Source organism: Kitasatospora sp. NPDC004615 (genome assembly GCF_042873545.1).
Lineage (GTDB): Bacteria > Actinomycetota > Actinomycetes > Streptomycetales > Streptomycetaceae > Kitasatospora.
Genome location: NZ_JBIALQ010000003.1, coordinates 552,383 through 568,102, shown reverse-complemented (window position 1 = coordinate 568,102; position 15,720 = coordinate 552,383). Strand labels below are relative to the sequence as shown.

Below are 15,720 nucleotides of genomic sequence, written 5' to 3'. Positions count from 1 at the left end.
AGCCCGGTTCAGCCCTGGTGCGGCAGGACCACCCTGAAGGCGGCGCCGGCGCCCGGCGCGGTGCGCAGGGCCAGCTCGCCGCCGTGCGCGGACACCAGCGCGGAGGCGATCGCCAGACCCAGGCCCGCTCCCCCGGCCTCGCCGGCCCGGCGGACCCGGGACGCGTCCGCCCGGTAGAAGCGCTCGAACACCAGCGCCGCCTGCTCCTCCGCCAACCCCGGCCCCTGGTCCGCGACTTCGAGCAGGCAGCTGTCGTCCACCCGGCCCACCCCGATCCGCACCGCGGTGCCCGGCGGGGTGTGCTTGACCGCGTTGCCCACCAGGTTGCTCACCACCTGGCGCAGCCGGGCCTCGTCGCCGAGCACCGGCGCGGGCTGCGGCGCGCCCTCGCCGTGCGGGCCGGTCAAGGCCACCGGGCGGCCCGGGTCCAGCGCGGTCAGGTCGTGCAGGGCGTCGGCGGCCAGCGTGCGCAGGTCCATCGGGGCCAGGTTCAGCGGGCGTTCCTCGTCCAGCCTGGCCAGCATCAGCAGGTCCTCGACCAGGGCGCCGAGGCGCACCGCCTCCGACTCGATCCGGTCCATCGCCCGGTCGACGTCGTCCAGCGCGCCCATCCGGTGCAGCTCGGCGAAGCCGCGGATGCCCGCCAGCGGGGTGCGCAGCTCGTGCGAGGCGTCGGCGACGAAGCGGCGCATCCGGCGCTCGGAGGCGGCGCGGTCGGCGAACGCCGTCTCGATGTCGGTCAGCATCCGGTTCAGCGCCGCCGACAGCCGGCCCACCTCGGTGCGGGCCGGCAGCTCCGGCATCCGGTGCGACAGGTCTCCGTCGGCTATCCGCTGCGCGCCCGCCTCCAGCTGGCGCAGCGGCCGCAGCCCGGCCCGCACCGCGACCGCGCCCAGGCCGGCCAGGCCCACCAGGACGGCGCCGCCGATGGTGAAGAAGGTGGTGCGCAGGTGGCTGATGGTGGACTGCACGTCGTCCAGCGGCACCGCGACCTGCACGTACCGCGGCGAGCCGAAGTCGCCCGCGGTGGTGCGCTGCAGCGGCAGCACCATCGAGCGCCACTCGCCGCCGCGCGGCACCTTCTCGGTGAACGGCTCGGCCTCCCGGCGCGCCAGCGCGGCGGAGGTCAGCGCGGGCAGCTGCGGGGCCGGTTCGGAGTCGGTCAGCGGCTGGCGCAGCACCGACAGCACGGTGCCGTCCCCGGCCAGGTAGCGCACCACGTACTCGCTGGGCAGCGCCTGGCCGGTGCGGCGGCTCAGCGCCTGCGGGCTGAACACCGACATCGGGGTCTGCTGGCGGGTCGGCGCGCGCCGGGCCAGCGGCTCGGCGTACCGCTCCAGCTGCTGGTCGGTGCGCTCCACCAGCTGGCCGCGGACAGTGCCGAGCACCCAGGCGTCGCTGACCACCAGGCCCGTGGTGACCAGCAGCACCGCCAGCACCAGCAGCCGGACCCGCAGCGAGAAGCGGGCCATCTCAGCTGTTCGGCGGGCGGCGCAGCGCGTAGCCGATGCCGCGCACCGTGTGGATCAGCTTGGGGCCGTGCGCCGGGCCGGAGTCGAGCTTGCGGCGCAGGTAGGAGATGTACGACTCGACGATGGACAGGTCGCCGCCGAAGTCGTACGCCCACACGTGGTCGAGGATCTGCGCCTTGGAGACCACCCGGCCGACGTTGGCCATCAGGTAGTGCAGCAGCTTGAACTCGGTGGGCGAGAGCGAGACCGGGACGCCGCCGCGGGTGACCTCGTGCGCGGTCGGGTCCAGGACGAGGTCGGCCACCATCAGGCGGCCGTCGTCGGCGGGGCCGCCGGCCCGGCGCAGGATCGCCCGGATCCGGGCGATCAGCTCCTCCAGGCTGAACGGCTTGGTGACGTAGTCGTCGGCGCCGACGGCCAGGCCCTGGACCTTGTCGCCGGTGCCGTCCTTCGCGGTCAGGAACAGCACCGGAACGTGCTCGGGGCTGCCCGGCCGCTGGGTCTGGTCGCGCAGCCGCTGGACGACGGTGAAGCCGTCCAGGTCGGGCAGCATCACGTCGAGCACCACCAGGTCGGGGCGCTCGGCGGCGATCGCGTCCAGCGCCTCCTGGCCGGTGGCGGCGGAGGCCACCCGGAAGCCGGAGAAGCGCAGGCTGGCCGACAGCAGCTCGCGGATGTTGGGCTCGTCGTCCACCACCAGCAGGAACGGTTCACCGCCCGCCGGAGTCGCCCCGGGCTGGCTCGACTGCAATGCGCCTGACAAGATCTGCTCCGCCTCCCGGACCGGGACGAAATGGCCGGCCCGGGCTGTTTCCGGGACGGTCGGACGAGGTCCGCCGGGTGCACCCGACCGAGCATCGTCAGACAGACCCTAGCCCGGGCAGGCTACGCCAAATGGACGAAGAACGGGATGGTCAGCCGGTTGTGCTCGAACCGGTACCGGCCGTTCCGCCACCCTGGCCACCACCGCCGCCGCGGCCGCCGAAGCCGCCGAAGCCGCCGAAGCCGCCCGCGCCGCCCTCGGTGAGCTGGGTGGCGCTGTAGGAGCCGTCGGCGCCCTTGCTGCCCATCACGGTGACGTTCTGGCCGGGCTGCAGGTCGCCGACCTTGCCCTCCTTGGTGGTGGTGACCTTGGTGGAGTCGCCGGTGGTGATCTTCACGGTGTTCCCGTTGGCGTCGGTCAGGTAGACGGTGGTGCCGTCCACCGACTTGACGGTGCCGCGGGTGAAGCCGCCGCCGCCCGGGCCGTTCTGACCGCCCTGGCCGCCGTAACCACCCTGGCCGCGGCGGCCACCGTTCTGCTGTCCCGGGTTCTGGCCTCCGGAGGCGCGGGCGGTGCCGTTGCCGCCGGTGTTGTTGTCCTTCTGGTACCAGACGCCGCCGGCGAAGGACAGCACGGCGATCAGGCCCCCGGCCAGCGCCAGGGTGGGCCAGGGAAGCTTGCGGCGCGGCGGCGCGGTCAGCTCGGCGGTGATGTCGCGGGCGTCCGGCGCGGTGGCCAGCAACTCCTGCTCGTCCGACATGAAAGGGCTCCTTCTACTCGTGCCGGAGGGCGTCGATGGGGCGCAGCGAGGCGGCCCGGTTGGCGGGGTAGCTGCCGAAGAACAGGCCGATGGCGACGGCGATGGCGAACGCGCCGAGCACCGATTCGGGGATCACCACCGGCTTGATGCCGACCACCGAGAAGTGCGAGCCGACGATCCCGGCGAGCACGCCGAGGCCGGCGCCGATCACCGACAGCAGGGTGGATTCGGCGAGGAACTGGCCGAGGATGACCGCGCGGGGCGCGCCGAGCGCCTTGCGGATGCCGATCTCCCTGGTCCGCTCGGTGACGGTGACCAGCATGATGTTGGTGATGCCGATGCCGCCGACCAGTAGCGAGATCGCGGCGACGGCGCCGAGCAGCACCGTGAAGGTCTTGGTGGTGGATTCGCGGGCGCTCAGCAGCGAGGTCTGGTTGCTGATCCGGAAGTCGGCCTTGGTGGGGTCCTTGATGGCGTGGGTGCCCATCAGGATCCGGGTGATGTCGGCCTGCGCCTCGGTGGTGGTGTCGGCGGAGGACGCCTGCACCAGGATCTGGTTGACCGAGCCGAAGCCGGTGAACGCGTTCTGCACGGTCGGCAGCGGGGCGATCACCACGTCGTCGGGGTCGTTGAAGCCGGTGGAGCCCTTGGTGGCGAGCACGCCGGTGACGGTGAACGGGGTGCCGCCGATGGTGATCTTCTTGCCGATCGGGTCCTCGGTGGCGAACAGCTCCTTGGCGGTGGTGGAGCCGAGCACCGCGACCTTGCGGGAGTTCAGCACGTCGTCGGCGGAGAAGTAGTCGCCCTCGGCGATCTTCTGGTTGGCGGTCTCGAAGTACGCCGGGTAGCTGCCGACGATCTGGCCGGGCTGGTAGGAGATGTTCCCGTACAGCGCGGTGCCGCTGGTGGTGACCACCGGGGCGACCGACTTGATGGCCGGGGTGTCGGTGGCCGAGGCGAGGGCCTTGGCGTCCTCCACGGTGAGCTTCTTCGCGGCGGTGGCGGAGCCTCGGGAGGCCGCGGTGGAGACGGTCAGCGAGTTGGTGCCCAGCGAGGTGATGGACTCCTTCACCGCGACCGAGGAGCCGTTGCCGACCGCGAGCAGCAGGATCACCGAGGCCACGCCGATCAGCACGCCGAGCATGGTCAGTGCGGAGCGGACCTTGTTGGCGGCCAGGCCGCCGACCGCGAAGCGGATCATCTGCCAGGCGATCACGCGACCACCTCCGCGGCCAGGGCCGGCGGCGGGCCGTCGACCGGGGCCTGCCGGACGTCGGAGACGATCGCGCCGTCGACCAGGCGGACCACCCGCTTGGCGTGCCGGGCCACCTCGTCCTCGTGGGTGATCACCACCACGGTGCGGCCGCGCGCGTTGAGGCCGTCGATGATGCCCAGCACCTCCTCGGTGGAGCGGCTGTCGAGGTTGCCGGTGGGCTCGTCGGCGAGCAGCATCGCGGGCGCGGTGACCAGGGCGCGGGCCACCGCGACGCGCTGCTGCTGGCCGCCGGAGAGCTGGTTGGGCTTGTGGCCGGCCCGCTCGGCCAGGCCGACCAGGGTGAGCGCGGCCAGCGCCCGGCGGCGCCGCTCGGCGGCCCGCACGCCCGCGTAGGCGAGCGGCAGTTCGACCTGGGCGAGGGCGGTGGTGCGCGGCACCAGGTTGAACGACTGGAACACGAAGCCGATCTTGCGGTTGCGCACCAGCGCGAGCTGGCCCTCGTCGAGGTGGCCGACGTCGGTGCCGTCGAGCAGGTAGCGGCCGGCGGTGGGGACGTCCAGGCACCCGAGGATGTTCATCAGGGTGGACTTGCCGGAGCCGGAGGAGCCCATCACCGCCACGTAGTCGCCCTCGGCGATGTCCAGGTCGACGCCGAGGGGTTCGCCGTCCGGGCCGAGCGGGCCGCGCAGGGCGTGCACGACGGCGTCGCCGTGGCCGTAGGACTTGAGGACCCGGCGGATCTGGATCACCGGGGGCTTGCCGGGGCTCATCCGCGCGAACCCCCGCCGCCGTTGCCGCCACCGCCGTTGCCGCCACCGCCGTTGCCGCCGCCGTTGCCGCCTCGGGAACCGCCGCCCCCGCCGCCGTAGCCGCCACCGCCGAAGCCGCCGTTCAGGCCGGGGAAGCTGCCGGACGGGAAGCCGTTGCCGGTGCCCGCGGTGGTGGCGGTCAGCTCGACCTTCTCGCCCTCGGTGAGGCCCTCGGTGACCTGCACGGTGCTGTCGCCCTCGATGCCGACCGTCACCTGCACGCGCTCGGTGGAGCCGTCGTCGTGCAGCACGGTCGCGGTGCGGGTGGAGCCGGTGCCCTGGAGGGCCGCGGTGGGCACCGACAGGGCGTTGTCTGCGGAGCCGGTGACCACCGAGATGGTGGCGCTCAGCCCGGTGCGCAGCGCGGCGGTGTCGCCGGTGATCTGCAGCGTCGCGCCGTACTGCACGGCGCCGTTGGTGGAGCTGGAGGGCAGCGAGCTGACCGACAGCACGGTGGCGGCGAGCTTGGTGTCGGACTGCGCGTTCAGGGTGACGGTCGCCGTCTGGCCCTTCTTCAGCTTCAGCGAGTCCAGCTCGGAGAAGTTCGCGGTGACCTCCATCCCGGAGGGGTTGGTGAGCACGATGAATCCGGTCGGGGTGGTGCTGGAACTGGCACTGCCGGCACCGGACTTGGTGGTGGACGAGCTGCCGGAGCCCGACGATCCGGCGCCGGAGACGGTGTCGCCGACCTTGCCGGTGACCGCGGCGACGGTGCCGTCGGTGGTGGCGGTCAGCGTGGTGCCGGCCAGCGCGGTCTGCGCGTTGGTCAGGGTGTTCTGCGCGTTGTCGACCTGCTGCTGGGCCTGCGCGACCTGCGCCTGGTCGACCTTCACGGTGGTCGTGGTGCTCGGCTGCGGCTGCGGGGTGGCCGCCGCGGAGCCCGAGCCGCCGCGGCCGGACGAGCCGCCGTTGCCGGACGAGCCGCCGTTGCCGCCGTTACTGGCGCCCGACGAGCCGGTGCCCGGGACGGTGGTGGTGACCGTCTCGCCGGCCTCGGCCTTGGTCAGGTTGGCTTGCGCCGCGGTAAGCGCGGACTGCGCCTGGTCGACCTGCTGCTGGGCGGTGGTGGTGTCGACGGTGGCGAGCACCTGGCCCTTCTTCACCGTGTCGCCGACCGCGACCTTCACCGCCGTCAACCGGCCGCTGGTGGTGAAGTCCTGACCGGCGTCGGAGGGCGAGAACAGCGTGCCCGATCCGGACACGGTGGCCTGGACCGCGCCCTTGGCGACCGTCGCGGTCCGGACCTTGGAGCCGACGGCGGCCTTGCTGGTCCCGCTGTCCAGGGTGGTGTACGCCAGTGCGGCCCCGCCCAGCAGGGCCACGCCGAGCGCGGAGTTGACGAGGACGGCACCACGCCGTCGCGGAAGCACCTTCATGGCGCAGAAGCATCGCCCAGCGCTCTTTCGCCGCCCTGTGCGGTTCCTGGGCGCCCGCTGGGACCGGCGATCCGGACAAGTCGGCGCACATCACCCGTCGGTTGCCCGTCGGTTGTCCGGCGGACCACCAGCTCTTGACCGGACTCCCGGGAACCTCCCAGCAAAGTCCCGTCCCCGGTTCACCCGCAGCGGGCGCCGGCCGGTCATGCCGACGGGGCGGGCAACCGCGTTGCCCGCCCCGCCCGTCGCTGCTTCGTCAGAGCTCCTTGCGGAACGCCTCCGCGGCGCCCAGGAACAGGTCGTTGCCCTCGGTCTCGCCGATCGAGACCCGGACGCCCTCGCCGGGGAACGGGCGGACCACCACGCCGGCCTCGGCGCAGGCGGCGGCGAAGTCGAGGGTGCGCTCGCCGAGCCGCAGCCAGACGAAGTTGGCCTCGGAGGGGACCACCGTCCAGCCCTGCCCGCGCAGCGCGGCGGTGACCCGGACGCGCTCGGCGACCAGCGCCTCCACGCGCTCCAGCAGGGCGTCCTCGGCGCGCAGCGAGGCGACCGCGGCGTCCTGGGCGAGCTGGCTGACGCCGAACGGGACGGCGGTCTTGCGCAGCGCGCCGGCGACCTGCTCGTGGCCGACGGCGAAGCCGACCCGCAGGCCGGCCAGGCCGTACGCCTTGGAGAAGGTGCGCAGCACGCAGACGTTGGGGCGGTCGCGGTAGAGCTCGATGCCGTCCGGGACGTCCTCGTCGCGGATGAACTCGCGGTAGGCCTCGTCGAGGACGATCAGGATGTGCGCGGGGACGGCGTCCAGGAAGCGGACCAGTTCCTCGCGGTGCAGGGCGGCGCCGGTCGGGTTGTTGGGGTTGCAGACGAAGATCAGCCGGGTCCGGTCGGTGATCGCGGCGAGCATCGCGTCGAGGTCGTGGGCCTCGTCGGCGGTGAGCGGGACGGGCACCGGGGTGGCGCCGGCGATCCGGGTGATGATCGGGTAGGCCTCGAACGAGCGCCAGGCGAACATGACTTCGTCGCCCTCGCCGGCGGTGGCGAGCACCAGGGACTGGGCGACGCCGACCGAGCCGGTGCCGGTGGCGATGTGCTCGGCTGGGACGCCGAAGCGCTGGGCGAGTTCGGCGGTGAGCGCGCCGACTCCCATGTCCGGGTAGCGGTTGAAGTCGGCGGCGGCGGCGACCGCGGCCTCCAGCACGCCGGGCAGCGGCGGGTAGGGGTTCTCGTTGGAGGAGAGCTTGTAGGAGTCCGCGCCGGCGGGCTTCCCGGGCTTGTAGCTGGGGATGCTGTCCAGGCTCGGCCGCAGCCGGGGGCCGTGCTCACGCTGAACCACGGGGTTCTCCGTTTCTCTTCGTCGGCGGCGGCGCCGATCACTCCCCGGTCGGGTGCCGTGAACGATACCGACCGCCCCTCACCCGTGCGGGTGAGATGCTCGTCCGGGTTACGGGTGCAGATCAGCCATTCTGCCGGGTTCCTTTGGCACATGTCAGAGGTATTGAAGGCGGAAAACCGCAGCTGTCGAAGGGTGCACCCCGGATCCGGCCGTGGAGAAACGGTTCTTTGACGCCGGGTAGTGATCCGGTCACAGAACGCCGTGACGCGCCATACGATCGGTCCGCCATGACAGCAGCAGCCAATCAGAACGGTCGCCGAGCCACCGCCTCACGGCGCCTGGAACGGGCAGGCATCCGGGACGTCGCGGCGGCCGCCGGAGTCTCCATCACCACGGTCTCGGACGCCCTCAACGGGAAGGGCCGGCTCCCCGACGAGACCCGCAGCCGGGTCCGCGAGGTCGCCGAGCGCCTGGGCTACCGGCCGTCCGCCGCCGCCCGGACCTTGCGCACCGGCCGGTCCGGCCTGATCGGACTGACCGTCACCACGTACGGCGAAGAGCCGTTCACCTTCACCGAGTTCGCCTACTTCGCGGAGATGGCGCGGGCCGCCACCAGCGCCGCGCTGGGCCGCGGCTACGCCCTGGTGGTGCTGCCCGCGTCGTCCCGGCACGACGTGTGGAGCAACATCGCGCTCGACGGAACGGTGGTGATCGATCCACCCGACCAGGACCCGCTGGTCACCGAGCTCTACCGGTCCGGCGTGCCGGTGGTCTCCGACGGCAAACCGGGCAACTGCCCGGTCACCGCCTGGGTGGACAACGACCACGAGGCGGCGGTGCTCGGCATCCTGGAGCACCTGAGCGAGGCCGGCGCCCGCCGGATCGGCCTGCTCACCGGCACGTCCACCGACACCTACACCCGGCTGTCCACCGAGGCGTACCTCGCCTGGTGCGACCGGGTCGGCCAGGAGCCGGTGTACGAGACGTACCCGGCGCACGACCCGGCCGCCGGGGCGGTCGCCGCCGACCGGCTGCTGGCCCGCCCGGACCGCCCGGACGCGGTGTACGGACTGTTCGACCCGAACGGCACCGACCTGCTGGCCGCCGCCCGCCGCTACGGACTGCGGGTGCCGGACGACCTGCTGCTGGTGTGCTGCTCGGAGTCCGACGTGTACGCCAACACCGAACCGCCGATCACCACCCTGTCGTTGAAGCCCCGTCGGATCGGCACCACCGTGGTCAACCTGCTGATCGACGCGATCGAAGGAGTCGACGCGGGATCGGGCTCCGTCCCCGGGCGGCTGTTCCCGCCGCGCTACCGCACCGCCGGGACGGGCCCGCCGCCCGGCACCCTGATGCCCACCGAGCTGATCGTGCGGGCCTCCTCGCAGCGCCGCAGCCCGCGCACCACGGTCAGTCCGCCCCGCCCGCCGGGCGAGGTGTGAGCGCGCGCCGCCCGCGTCGGCCGGCGGTCCGGACCATCCCGGACCGGGGCAGACCGGGCGGCCGGCCCGCCGCCCGGCGGGTCAACCGGGAAAACGGATACCGACCAGGTGAGGACGGCGGGAGAGTGCGCTTCCTATGATGGGCGAATGACACCCGAGGACCTCTTCCGCGAACCCGAGCACCCGCACTCGGGCATCCGCTCCCGCCAGGACCTCGACGTGCTCCCCCAAGGCTCCTGGTTCGAGCCGGCCGAACCCGCCGGCTACCAGTACGAGGACACCCACAGCACCTACGGCGGCGCCCACTACCTGGAGCAGCACTGGGCCCCCGCCGGGCAGTTCGGCGAAGCCGCCCCGCAGGCACCCGGGCACTACGCGCACGAGGACCCGCCGACCATCGAACTCGGCCCGCCGATCGAGGCGGTGCCCCCCGTCGAGGTGCACTTCCCGTACCCGCAGCCCGAACCCGGCGAGGGCCCCGGCCCGCTGTTCGTCATCGGCGACGTACACGGCTACCTCGACGAACTGCTCGCCGCGCTGCACCAGCAGGGCCTGATCGACGCCGACGGCCACTGGTCGGCCGGGCGCTCCCGGATCTGGTTCCTCGGCGACTTCACCGACCGCGGCCCGGACGGCATCGGCGTCATCGACCTGGTGATGCAGCTGGCCGCCGAGGCGGCCGCGGCCGGCGGCTACTGCCGGGCCCTGATGGGCAATCACGAACTGCTCTTCCTGGGCGCCGCCCGCTACGGCGACGAGGCCGTCCAGTCCACCGCCGGCACCGCCTCGTTCCTCGCCGCCTGGCGGCTCAACGGCGGCCAGCAGCACGACCTGGAGCGCCTGCAGCCGCACCACATCAGCTGGCTGTCCCGGCTGCCCGCGATGGCGCTGGAGGACGGCCACCTGCTGCTGCACTCCGACACCACCGCGTACCTGGAGTACGGCGAGACCATCGCCGACGTCAACGACGCCGTGCACGCGCTGCTCGCCGACGAGGGCATCGACGAATGGTGGGACGCCTTCCGCAAGTTCACCAAGCGGTTCGCGTTCCGCGGCCAGGCCGGCACCATGGCCGCGCAGGAACTGCTCGCCATGTACGGCGGCTACCGGGTGGTGCACGGCCACAGCCCGATCCCTTACCTGACCGGCGACCACCCCGAGGACGGCGTCCCGCCGCACGTGCCCGGCCCGTACATCTACGCCGACGAACTGGCCATCGCGATGGACGGCGGCGTCACCATGGACGGCCGGCTGCTGGTCGCACAACTGCCGCTGAACTGAACAACTGCTCGATGGCGCAAGGGAACTGGGCGCGCCGAAGTTCCGGAAAGAGCCTGTCGGCGCGCTCCCGCGCACGCCTACCATCGAGGCCAGTGACCTTCCGTCCACCTCGCGGAACGGGGTACCCATGAGCCACCCGCCGCGCCTGCTCGCCGAGGACCGCGCCGACTTCGGCCGGCTGCTCGACGAAGCGCTGCGCGACCCCGCCGTCCGGCAGGCCCTGGCCGAGCCCGGCGTGCACCTCAACACCGAACAGCTCTACACCAGGGCCCTCGCGGACGCCGAAACCGTCGCCGCGCCCGCCGCCGCCGAATACGCCCGCTACCTGGAACTGCGCGCCGCCGCCGCCGCGGCCGCCGAGCAGCGCCCGGACAGCGCGCCACCGATCGTCGGCGCCGGGCTGCTCCCCGCGCTGACGGTGCTGACGCCGCTGCTGGCCGGGTCGACCGGGCTGATCCTGCTGGTGCTCGGCTGGCTGCTGCGGGTCACCGCGCCCGGGCTGGCGTTCGGGCGCGCCGCCGTCACCGCCGGGCTGCTCGCGCTGGCCGTCGCCGCCGCCGCGCTGCTGATCGGCGGCGCCGGGCTGGTCCTCACCGCGCGCCGCGGCGCCACCCGGGCCCTCGGCGCCGACCCGCACCAGCAGGCCGAGCTGGCCGCGGCCCGGGCCGCCTGGCACACCGCGCTGCGCGACCGCGCCCTGCTGCCCTGGCTGCTCGCCCACCACCTCGCGACCCCCGACACCGGCGTCCCGCGCGCCCGGACCGCGCCGCCCGACCTGCTCAGCCCCGGCTACAGCCGGGCCGGGTACGGCAGCCCGGGCTTCACCAGCCCCGGGCCCGAAGGGCTGACGGACGATCAGCGACGGCCGCGCCCGGCCGGGTTCACGGGCCCCGGGCACAGCAGCCCCGACTTCACCGGCCCCGGCCCTGAGGGCCTCACCGACGACCAGGGGCGCAAGCGCACCGACGGACCGCGCTTCACCAGCCCCGGACCCGAGCAGCTCACCGACGCCGACGGCCGGCCGCGCCCCGACGGGCCGCGCTACACCGCGCCCGACTTCACCAGCCCCGGACGGCGCGGCCTGACGGGCGATCAGGGCGCGCCACGTCCGGCCGGATTCACCGGGCCGGGCCACAGCAGCCCCGACTTCGCCAGCCCCGGACCGGAGGGCCTGACGGACGATCAAGGGCGCAAACGCGGCGACGGACCGCGGTTCACCAGCCCCGGCCCCGAGCGCCTCGCGGACGCGGACGGCCGACCGCGCTACACCTCGCCCGACTTCACCAGCCCCGGACCGGGCGGTCTGACGGGCGACCGCGGCGAGACCGAGGCCCCCGAGCGGGACGGGGGCTGACCGCAGCGGCCGGGATCAGAGGCGGGCGGCGGCGGGTTCGCCCAGCAGCACCGCCGCGATCGCCCGGGCCTCGGCAAGGCCAGCATCAACCTTGAATACAGCGATGCCGCGCCCGCCAAAGGCCGGTCAAAGAGAAGTGCCCCGACCCGGACTGCCTGCCGCTGCGGCCAGCAGGATTTCCGCCGCTTCGGTGCGGCTGTACAGCACGTAGCGGCCGGTGCGGTGGGCGGCGAGCAGGCCGGCGTTCCGGAGGGCGGTGAGGTGCTGGGAGACGGCACCGGGGGTGAGGGCGGTGCGGTCGGCGAGGGCGGTGGTGGAGGCCGGGGTGTCGAGTTCGGCAAGGAGGCGGGCGCGGGTCGGGCCGAGGACGGCGGCGAGGGGGTCGGGAAGGGCGGTGCGGCGTTCCCAGAGGGTGGCCACGGCGCGCGGGGGATAGCGCAGGGTCGGTTGCCAGTTCGGGGTGATGAGCGAGAACACCCGGGGCCAGACGAACACCGACGGGACGAGCAGCAGGCCGCGTCCGGCGAGGTGGCCGGTGCCCCGGGTGTGACGGTGGCCGACGTAGAGGGTGTTCTCGTCCCAGGTGATGTCCGTCCCGAGGTCGCCCAGCAGCCGGTCCGCGCCGTGTTCGGCGAACAGCCGGGCGCGGTGCAGGATGTCTCCCTCTAGCAGCGAGCGGATCCGGGGCCAGTGCGGCGCGAGGGCGATCTCCCAGTAGGCGTCGATCAGTTCGGCGAGTTCGGCCAGTCCGCGCCGCGGTTCGGCCCGCAGCCGGTCGATCCGTTCCGAGCGCGGCGCGCGCGGGCCGTCGAGGCCCGAGCGGACCAGTTCGGGCGGAGTGGCGCGCAGGACGGAGAGCTCGAGCCGCAGGTCGGGGACGGAGGTGGTGGGCGGCGGCGCGAGGAAGGCCGGGATCAGCCGGGGCGGGTCGGGGACCAGGTCGGCGAGCAAGCGCCAGTCCAGCCCGGAATCGGCGAGGCGGCGGTGCGCCCGGGTGCTCCACGGGCGGTGCAACGGGTGTTCGGCGGGATGCTTCAACACCCTTACGCCGGCCACCACTTCCCACAGCGGCGAGAGGGCGAACCGGGTACGGGCCAGGTCGCGGACGGAGAAGGTCACATCCAGCATGTGCGCGCCCTTTCGCGGTGGCAGGTCATGGCTGCGGTGGTGGTCGCGGTCGTCGTCCCCGCAGGATTCAGTGCAGCCTAAATTCCTCGCCCGCCGCCCGGCCCCGCCGGGAGCCTCTCTCCATGACCAGCTCCCGCCTCGGCCCCGCGCCGACCGCCCCGCCGTCCGATCCGGATCCGTCGGCCCTGCGAAACCCCGGCTTCCGGCTGCTCCTCGGCGCCGCGGTGGCGAGCAAGCTCGGCACCGCGGTGAGTTCGCTGGCGATCCCCCTGACCGCCCTGCTGGCGCTGCACAGCTCCCCCGGGCAGGTCGGGCTGCTGGCGATGCTGAGCACCCTCGCGTTCCTGCTGATCGGCCTGCCGGCCGGGGCCTGGGTGGACCGGATCCGCAAGCGGCCCACGATGATCGCCGCCGATCTGGCCAGGGCCGCGCTGCTCGGATCGGTGCCGCTCGCCTGGCTGTTCGACCGCTTGACGCTCCCTCAGCTGTACGCGGTGGTCCTGCTGTCCGGCGCGGCCACGGTGTTCTTCGACGTGGCCGCGCTGAGCCAACTGCCCGGCCTGGTCGGCCGCAACCGGCTCACCGAGGCCAACGCCCACCTGGTGACGGTGGACGCCCTCACCCAGATCGGCGGGCGCAGCGCGGGCGGCTTCCTGGTGGCGGCGCTGTCCGCCCCGGTGGTGATCGTGGTGGACATGGCGAGCTACCTGGTCTCGGCGCTCCTGCTGCTGCGGATCCGGCGGCCGGAGCCGTCCCCGCGGGAGCGGCGCGACGGGCGGCTCGGCGGGCAGCTCGGCGGGCAGCTCGGCGGGCAGCTCGGCGGGCGGCTCGGCGGGCAGCTCGGCGGTGAGATCCGCGAGGGCCTGCGTTTCGTGTTCGGCCACCCGGTCCTGCGGGCCGTGGCGCTCGCCGGGGCGGGCACGAACCTGTCGATCCAGCTGTACCAGACGATGCTGCCGGTGCTGTTCGTCGATGAACTCGGGCTGTCCGCCGGTGCCGTCGGCCTGTTCTTCGCGGTCGGCGGACTCGGCGTGTTCATCGGTTCGGTCGCGGCCCGCCGGCTGGCCCACCGCTTCGGGGCGGGACGGCTGCTGTGGCTGATGGGCCTGGCGGTCGCGCCGTGCGGAGTGCTGCCGGCGCTGGCCGGACGGGGGGCCGCGCTCTGGCTCGCGACCGGTGCCTGGCTGGTCATCACCTGCAAGATCGGCATCGACAACGTGATCACGGTGAGCTTCCGTCAGAGCGTGACCCCGGACCACCTGCTCGGCCGGATGAACGCCACCATGCGCGTCCTGCTCACCGGTTCCCTCGCCCTCGGCGCTGCGCTGGCCGGCCTGCTGGCCGAACTCGCCTCCGCCCGAACGACGTTGTGGCTCGCGACGGCGGTGCTGGCCACCGTCTGGGTCCCGGTCTTCCGCTCCCCGCTGCGCACCCGACGCGAGCTGCCGGGGCCCGCCGCCACCCATCGGTGACGATGGTCCTAGCCGTAGACCTCGATCTCGCACTTCGCAGCACCGCTGCGGCCGATCCTGGCGTCACAGGTGATCAAGGGCACGCCCAGGGCTTCCGCCAAGGCGACGTATTGCGAGTCATAGGCGCTGAGGTTGGCGTGCAGCTTCCTCACCCGGTCCCAGAAGGGCAGCGTCTCCCGCTTGGCGAGAGGAAGCATCCGGTACGCGGCAACAGCCCTCTCCGTCTCCCTCTCGGTCAGCTTGCCGCCTCGCTGCATGCCGAGCAGGGCCGACTGGATCTCGTAGTCCAGCAGGGTCGGCGCGTATACCTCCGCAGCTGATGCCACCCGGCCGCGGACAAGTTCGCCATCGGGGCCGTGGGCTGTCAGAACCACGACCAGAGCGGAGCAGTCAATGACGATCAACGCCCGACCCGCCCCTCATCGATCACGGCGAGGACATCCGCGGCGCTGACGTCGGCGGTGGTCTCCCGGTTCAGGCGCTCCATCATCTCGGCCATGGTCGGCTTGGACGCCTCTCGGGCGATCAGCTCCTGCATGTAGGCCTGGAGCGACTTCCCGGCCTGGGCCGCGCGAACCTTCAGGGTCTGAATCTGGTCGTCCGGGACATCCCGGATCGTGAGGGCTGTCATGCCTGCATTCTAGTTCGCATGTCTGCAGAATGCAGATAACACCATGGGGTGCAACGGGCCTCAGTACGGCAGCAGGACGGTGGTGTCGAGGGTGAAACCGAAGGGTGTGGGAATGTGGACGGTTTCGCCGAAGGCGGCGTCCTCCCGCATCCGGTAGCGGCCGGCCTCGGGTTCGCGGAAGAGGGTGACAGTCTTCTGTGAGGCGTCCACCAGCAGGTACATCGGAATCTGCATCAGCGGATAGTCGCGGAGTTTCCCGACCCAGTCGTTCTCCGGGTTCGACGGCGAGACGATCTCCACCGCGATGAGGGCGAGGTCGGCCGGAACCTGGTTCGCCGTGGTGGCCATGGCGGCCTCCGGAAGGTACGTCAGGTCCGGGTTCCGCAGCTTGGTCACCTGGGGCGACACCAGGTCCATGTTCCCGGTGGAGAGGTACCCGACCGGCGCGTGTGCCTCGAACTGGCGGCGGACGACGGCGAGGTTCCGCTCGTGGATCGCAGAGGGTGACGCCTGCATGATGATGACGTCACCCGAGAACTCGATCTTGAAGTTGGACGGCGCCGACCTGCGGAACTCATCGATCAAGGCGAGATGGTCGGGGTTCATCTGTCCTCCAGGAGTGCGCATCGCGAGCCGTCACCACGCTACCGGCCGGTCGGCCCTCGCGACGGCCGACGAGT

General features: G+C 72.9%; 15 protein-coding genes. 4 read left to right on the top strand and 11 right to left on the bottom strand.

Going from position 1 to position 15,720, the window contains the following annotated elements:
* Nucleotides 1-8: 8 nt before the first annotated feature.
* From ACFYS8_RS13915 to hisC, 7 genes are all read right to left on the bottom strand, one after another.
* The gene (locus ACFYS8_RS13915; RefSeq protein ID WP_387640244.1) at nt 9-1,472 is read right to left on the bottom strand and encodes a sensor histidine kinase; all 1,464 of its coding nucleotides are present in this window, start codon (nt 1,470-1,472) and stop codon (nt 9-11) included.
* Between the two features lies 1 nt (nt 1,473).
* On the bottom strand, nt 1,474-2,235 hold the full coding sequence (locus ACFYS8_RS13910) for a response regulator transcription factor (protein WP_387640242.1): 762 nt from the start codon (nt 2,233-2,235) through the stop codon (nt 1,474-1,476).
* Nucleotides 2,236-2,386: 151 nt separating this feature from the next.
* On the bottom strand, nt 2,387-2,995 hold the full coding sequence (locus ACFYS8_RS13905) for a hypothetical protein (protein ID WP_387640239.1): 609 nt from the start codon (nt 2,993-2,995) through the stop codon (nt 2,387-2,389).
* A gap of 13 nt (nt 2,996-3,008) precedes the next feature.
* Nucleotides 3,009-4,211 (bottom strand): ABC transporter permease, encoded by a 1,203-nt coding sequence (locus ACFYS8_RS13900; RefSeq protein ID WP_387640237.1) that lies wholly within the window; start codon nt 4,209-4,211, stop codon nt 3,009-3,011.
* Nucleotides 4,208-4,981, bottom strand: a complete 774-nt coding sequence (locus ACFYS8_RS13895) for an ABC transporter ATP-binding protein (protein WP_387640234.1) — start codon at nt 4,979-4,981, stop codon at nt 4,208-4,210. Before ACFYS8_RS13895 ends, ACFYS8_RS13900 begins: the two co-directional genes overlap by 4 nt.
* The gene (locus ACFYS8_RS13890) at nt 4,978-6,396 is read right to left on the bottom strand and encodes an efflux RND transporter periplasmic adaptor subunit (protein ID WP_387640231.1); all 1,419 of its coding nucleotides are present in this window, start codon (nt 6,394-6,396) and stop codon (nt 4,978-4,980) included. Before ACFYS8_RS13890 ends, ACFYS8_RS13895 begins: the two co-directional genes overlap by 4 nt.
* Before the next feature lie 256 nt (nt 6,397-6,652).
* Nucleotides 6,653-7,729 carry a histidinol-phosphate transaminase gene (hisC, locus tag ACFYS8_RS13885; protein ID WP_387640228.1) on the bottom strand — a complete coding sequence of 359 codons (1,077 nt, stop codon included), beginning with the start codon at nt 7,727-7,729 and terminating at the stop codon, nt 6,653-6,655.
* Nucleotides 7,730-8,016: 287 nt separating this feature from the next.
* On the opposite strand from hisC, the gene ACFYS8_RS13880 reads away from it, so the two are divergent.
* From ACFYS8_RS13880 to ACFYS8_RS13870, 3 genes are all read left to right on the top strand, one after another.
* Nucleotides 8,017-9,174 carry a LacI family DNA-binding transcriptional regulator gene (locus ACFYS8_RS13880; protein WP_387640226.1) on the top strand — a complete coding sequence of 386 codons (1,158 nt, stop codon included), beginning with the start codon at nt 8,017-8,019 and terminating at the stop codon, nt 9,172-9,174.
* Nucleotides 9,175-9,321: 147 nt separating this feature from the next.
* Nucleotides 9,322-10,455, top strand: a complete 1,134-nt coding sequence (locus tag ACFYS8_RS13875) for a metallophosphoesterase (RefSeq protein WP_387640223.1) — start codon at nt 9,322-9,324, stop codon at nt 10,453-10,455.
* Nucleotides 10,456-10,582: 127 nt separating this feature from the next.
* Nucleotides 10,583-11,809, top strand: coding sequence for a hypothetical protein (locus ACFYS8_RS13870; protein WP_387640221.1), 1,227 nt, complete (start codon nt 10,583-10,585; stop codon nt 11,807-11,809).
* 126 nt (nt 11,810-11,935) lie between these two features.
* On the opposite strand, the gene ACFYS8_RS13865 is transcribed toward ACFYS8_RS13870, so the two are convergent.
* Nucleotides 11,936-12,937, bottom strand: a complete 1,002-nt coding sequence (locus ACFYS8_RS13865) for a DUF5937 family protein (protein WP_387640218.1) — start codon at nt 12,935-12,937, stop codon at nt 11,936-11,938.
* Nucleotides 12,938-13,059: 122 nt separating this feature from the next.
* Between ACFYS8_RS13865 and ACFYS8_RS13860 the strand changes: the two genes are divergently transcribed.
* Entirely contained in the window at nt 13,060-14,409 is a 1,350-nt protein-coding gene (locus ACFYS8_RS13860) for an MFS transporter (protein ID WP_387640215.1), read from the top strand.
* An 8-nt stretch (nt 14,410-14,417) separates the two neighbouring features.
* Here ACFYS8_RS13860 and ACFYS8_RS13855 read toward each other — a convergent pair whose 3' ends face one another.
* From ACFYS8_RS13855 to ACFYS8_RS13845, 3 genes are read right to left on the bottom strand one after another with little or no spacing between them, the layout of a single operon-like run.
* Complete coding sequence (locus ACFYS8_RS13855; protein ID WP_387640213.1) at nt 14,418-14,813, bottom strand: type II toxin-antitoxin system VapC family toxin; 396 nt, start codon at nt 14,811-14,813, stop codon at nt 14,418-14,420.
* Nucleotides 14,810-15,040, bottom strand: coding sequence for an antitoxin (locus tag ACFYS8_RS13850; protein ID WP_387640210.1), 231 nt, complete (start codon nt 15,038-15,040; stop codon nt 14,810-14,812). Before ACFYS8_RS13850 ends, ACFYS8_RS13855 begins: the two co-directional genes overlap by 4 nt.
* A 60-nt stretch (nt 15,041-15,100) precedes the next feature.
* Nucleotides 15,101-15,625: a Uma2 family endonuclease gene (locus ACFYS8_RS13845; RefSeq protein WP_387640208.1), complete on the bottom strand. Its 525-nt coding sequence runs from the start codon at nt 15,623-15,625 to the stop codon at nt 15,101-15,103.
* Between the last annotated feature and the right edge of the window lie 95 nt (nt 15,626-15,720).

Coding starts and splice junctions, on each gene's coding strand:
- ACFYS8_RS13915 (WP_387640244.1), bottom strand. CDS start 1,472: ATGGCCCGCTTCTCGCTGCGGGTCCGGCTGCTGGTGCTGGCGGTGCTG.
- ACFYS8_RS13905 (WP_387640239.1), bottom strand. CDS start 2,995: ATGTCGGACGAGCAGGAGTTGCTGGCCACCGCGCCGGACGCCCGCGAC.
- ACFYS8_RS13895 (WP_387640234.1), bottom strand. CDS start 4,981: ATGAGCCCCGGCAAGCCCCCGGTGATCCAGATCCGCCGGGTCCTCAAG.
- ACFYS8_RS13890 (WP_387640231.1), bottom strand. CDS start 6,396: ATGAAGGTGCTTCCGCGACGGCGTGGTGCCGTCCTCGTCAACTCCGCG.
- ACFYS8_RS13880 (WP_387640226.1), top strand. CDS start 8,017: ATGACAGCAGCAGCCAATCAGAACGGTCGCCGAGCCACCGCCTCACGG.
- ACFYS8_RS13875 (WP_387640223.1), top strand. CDS start 9,322: ATGACACCCGAGGACCTCTTCCGCGAACCCGAGCACCCGCACTCGGGC.
- ACFYS8_RS13870 (WP_387640221.1), top strand. CDS start 10,583: ATGAGCCACCCGCCGCGCCTGCTCGCCGAGGACCGCGCCGACTTCGGC.
- ACFYS8_RS13865 (WP_387640218.1), bottom strand. CDS start 12,937: ATGCTGGATGTGACCTTCTCCGTCCGCGACCTGGCCCGTACCCGGTTC.
- ACFYS8_RS13860 (WP_387640215.1), top strand. CDS start 13,060: ATGACCAGCTCCCGCCTCGGCCCCGCGCCGACCGCCCCGCCGTCCGAT.
- ACFYS8_RS13850 (WP_387640210.1), bottom strand. CDS start 15,040: ATGACAGCCCTCACGATCCGGGATGTCCCGGACGACCAGATTCAGACC.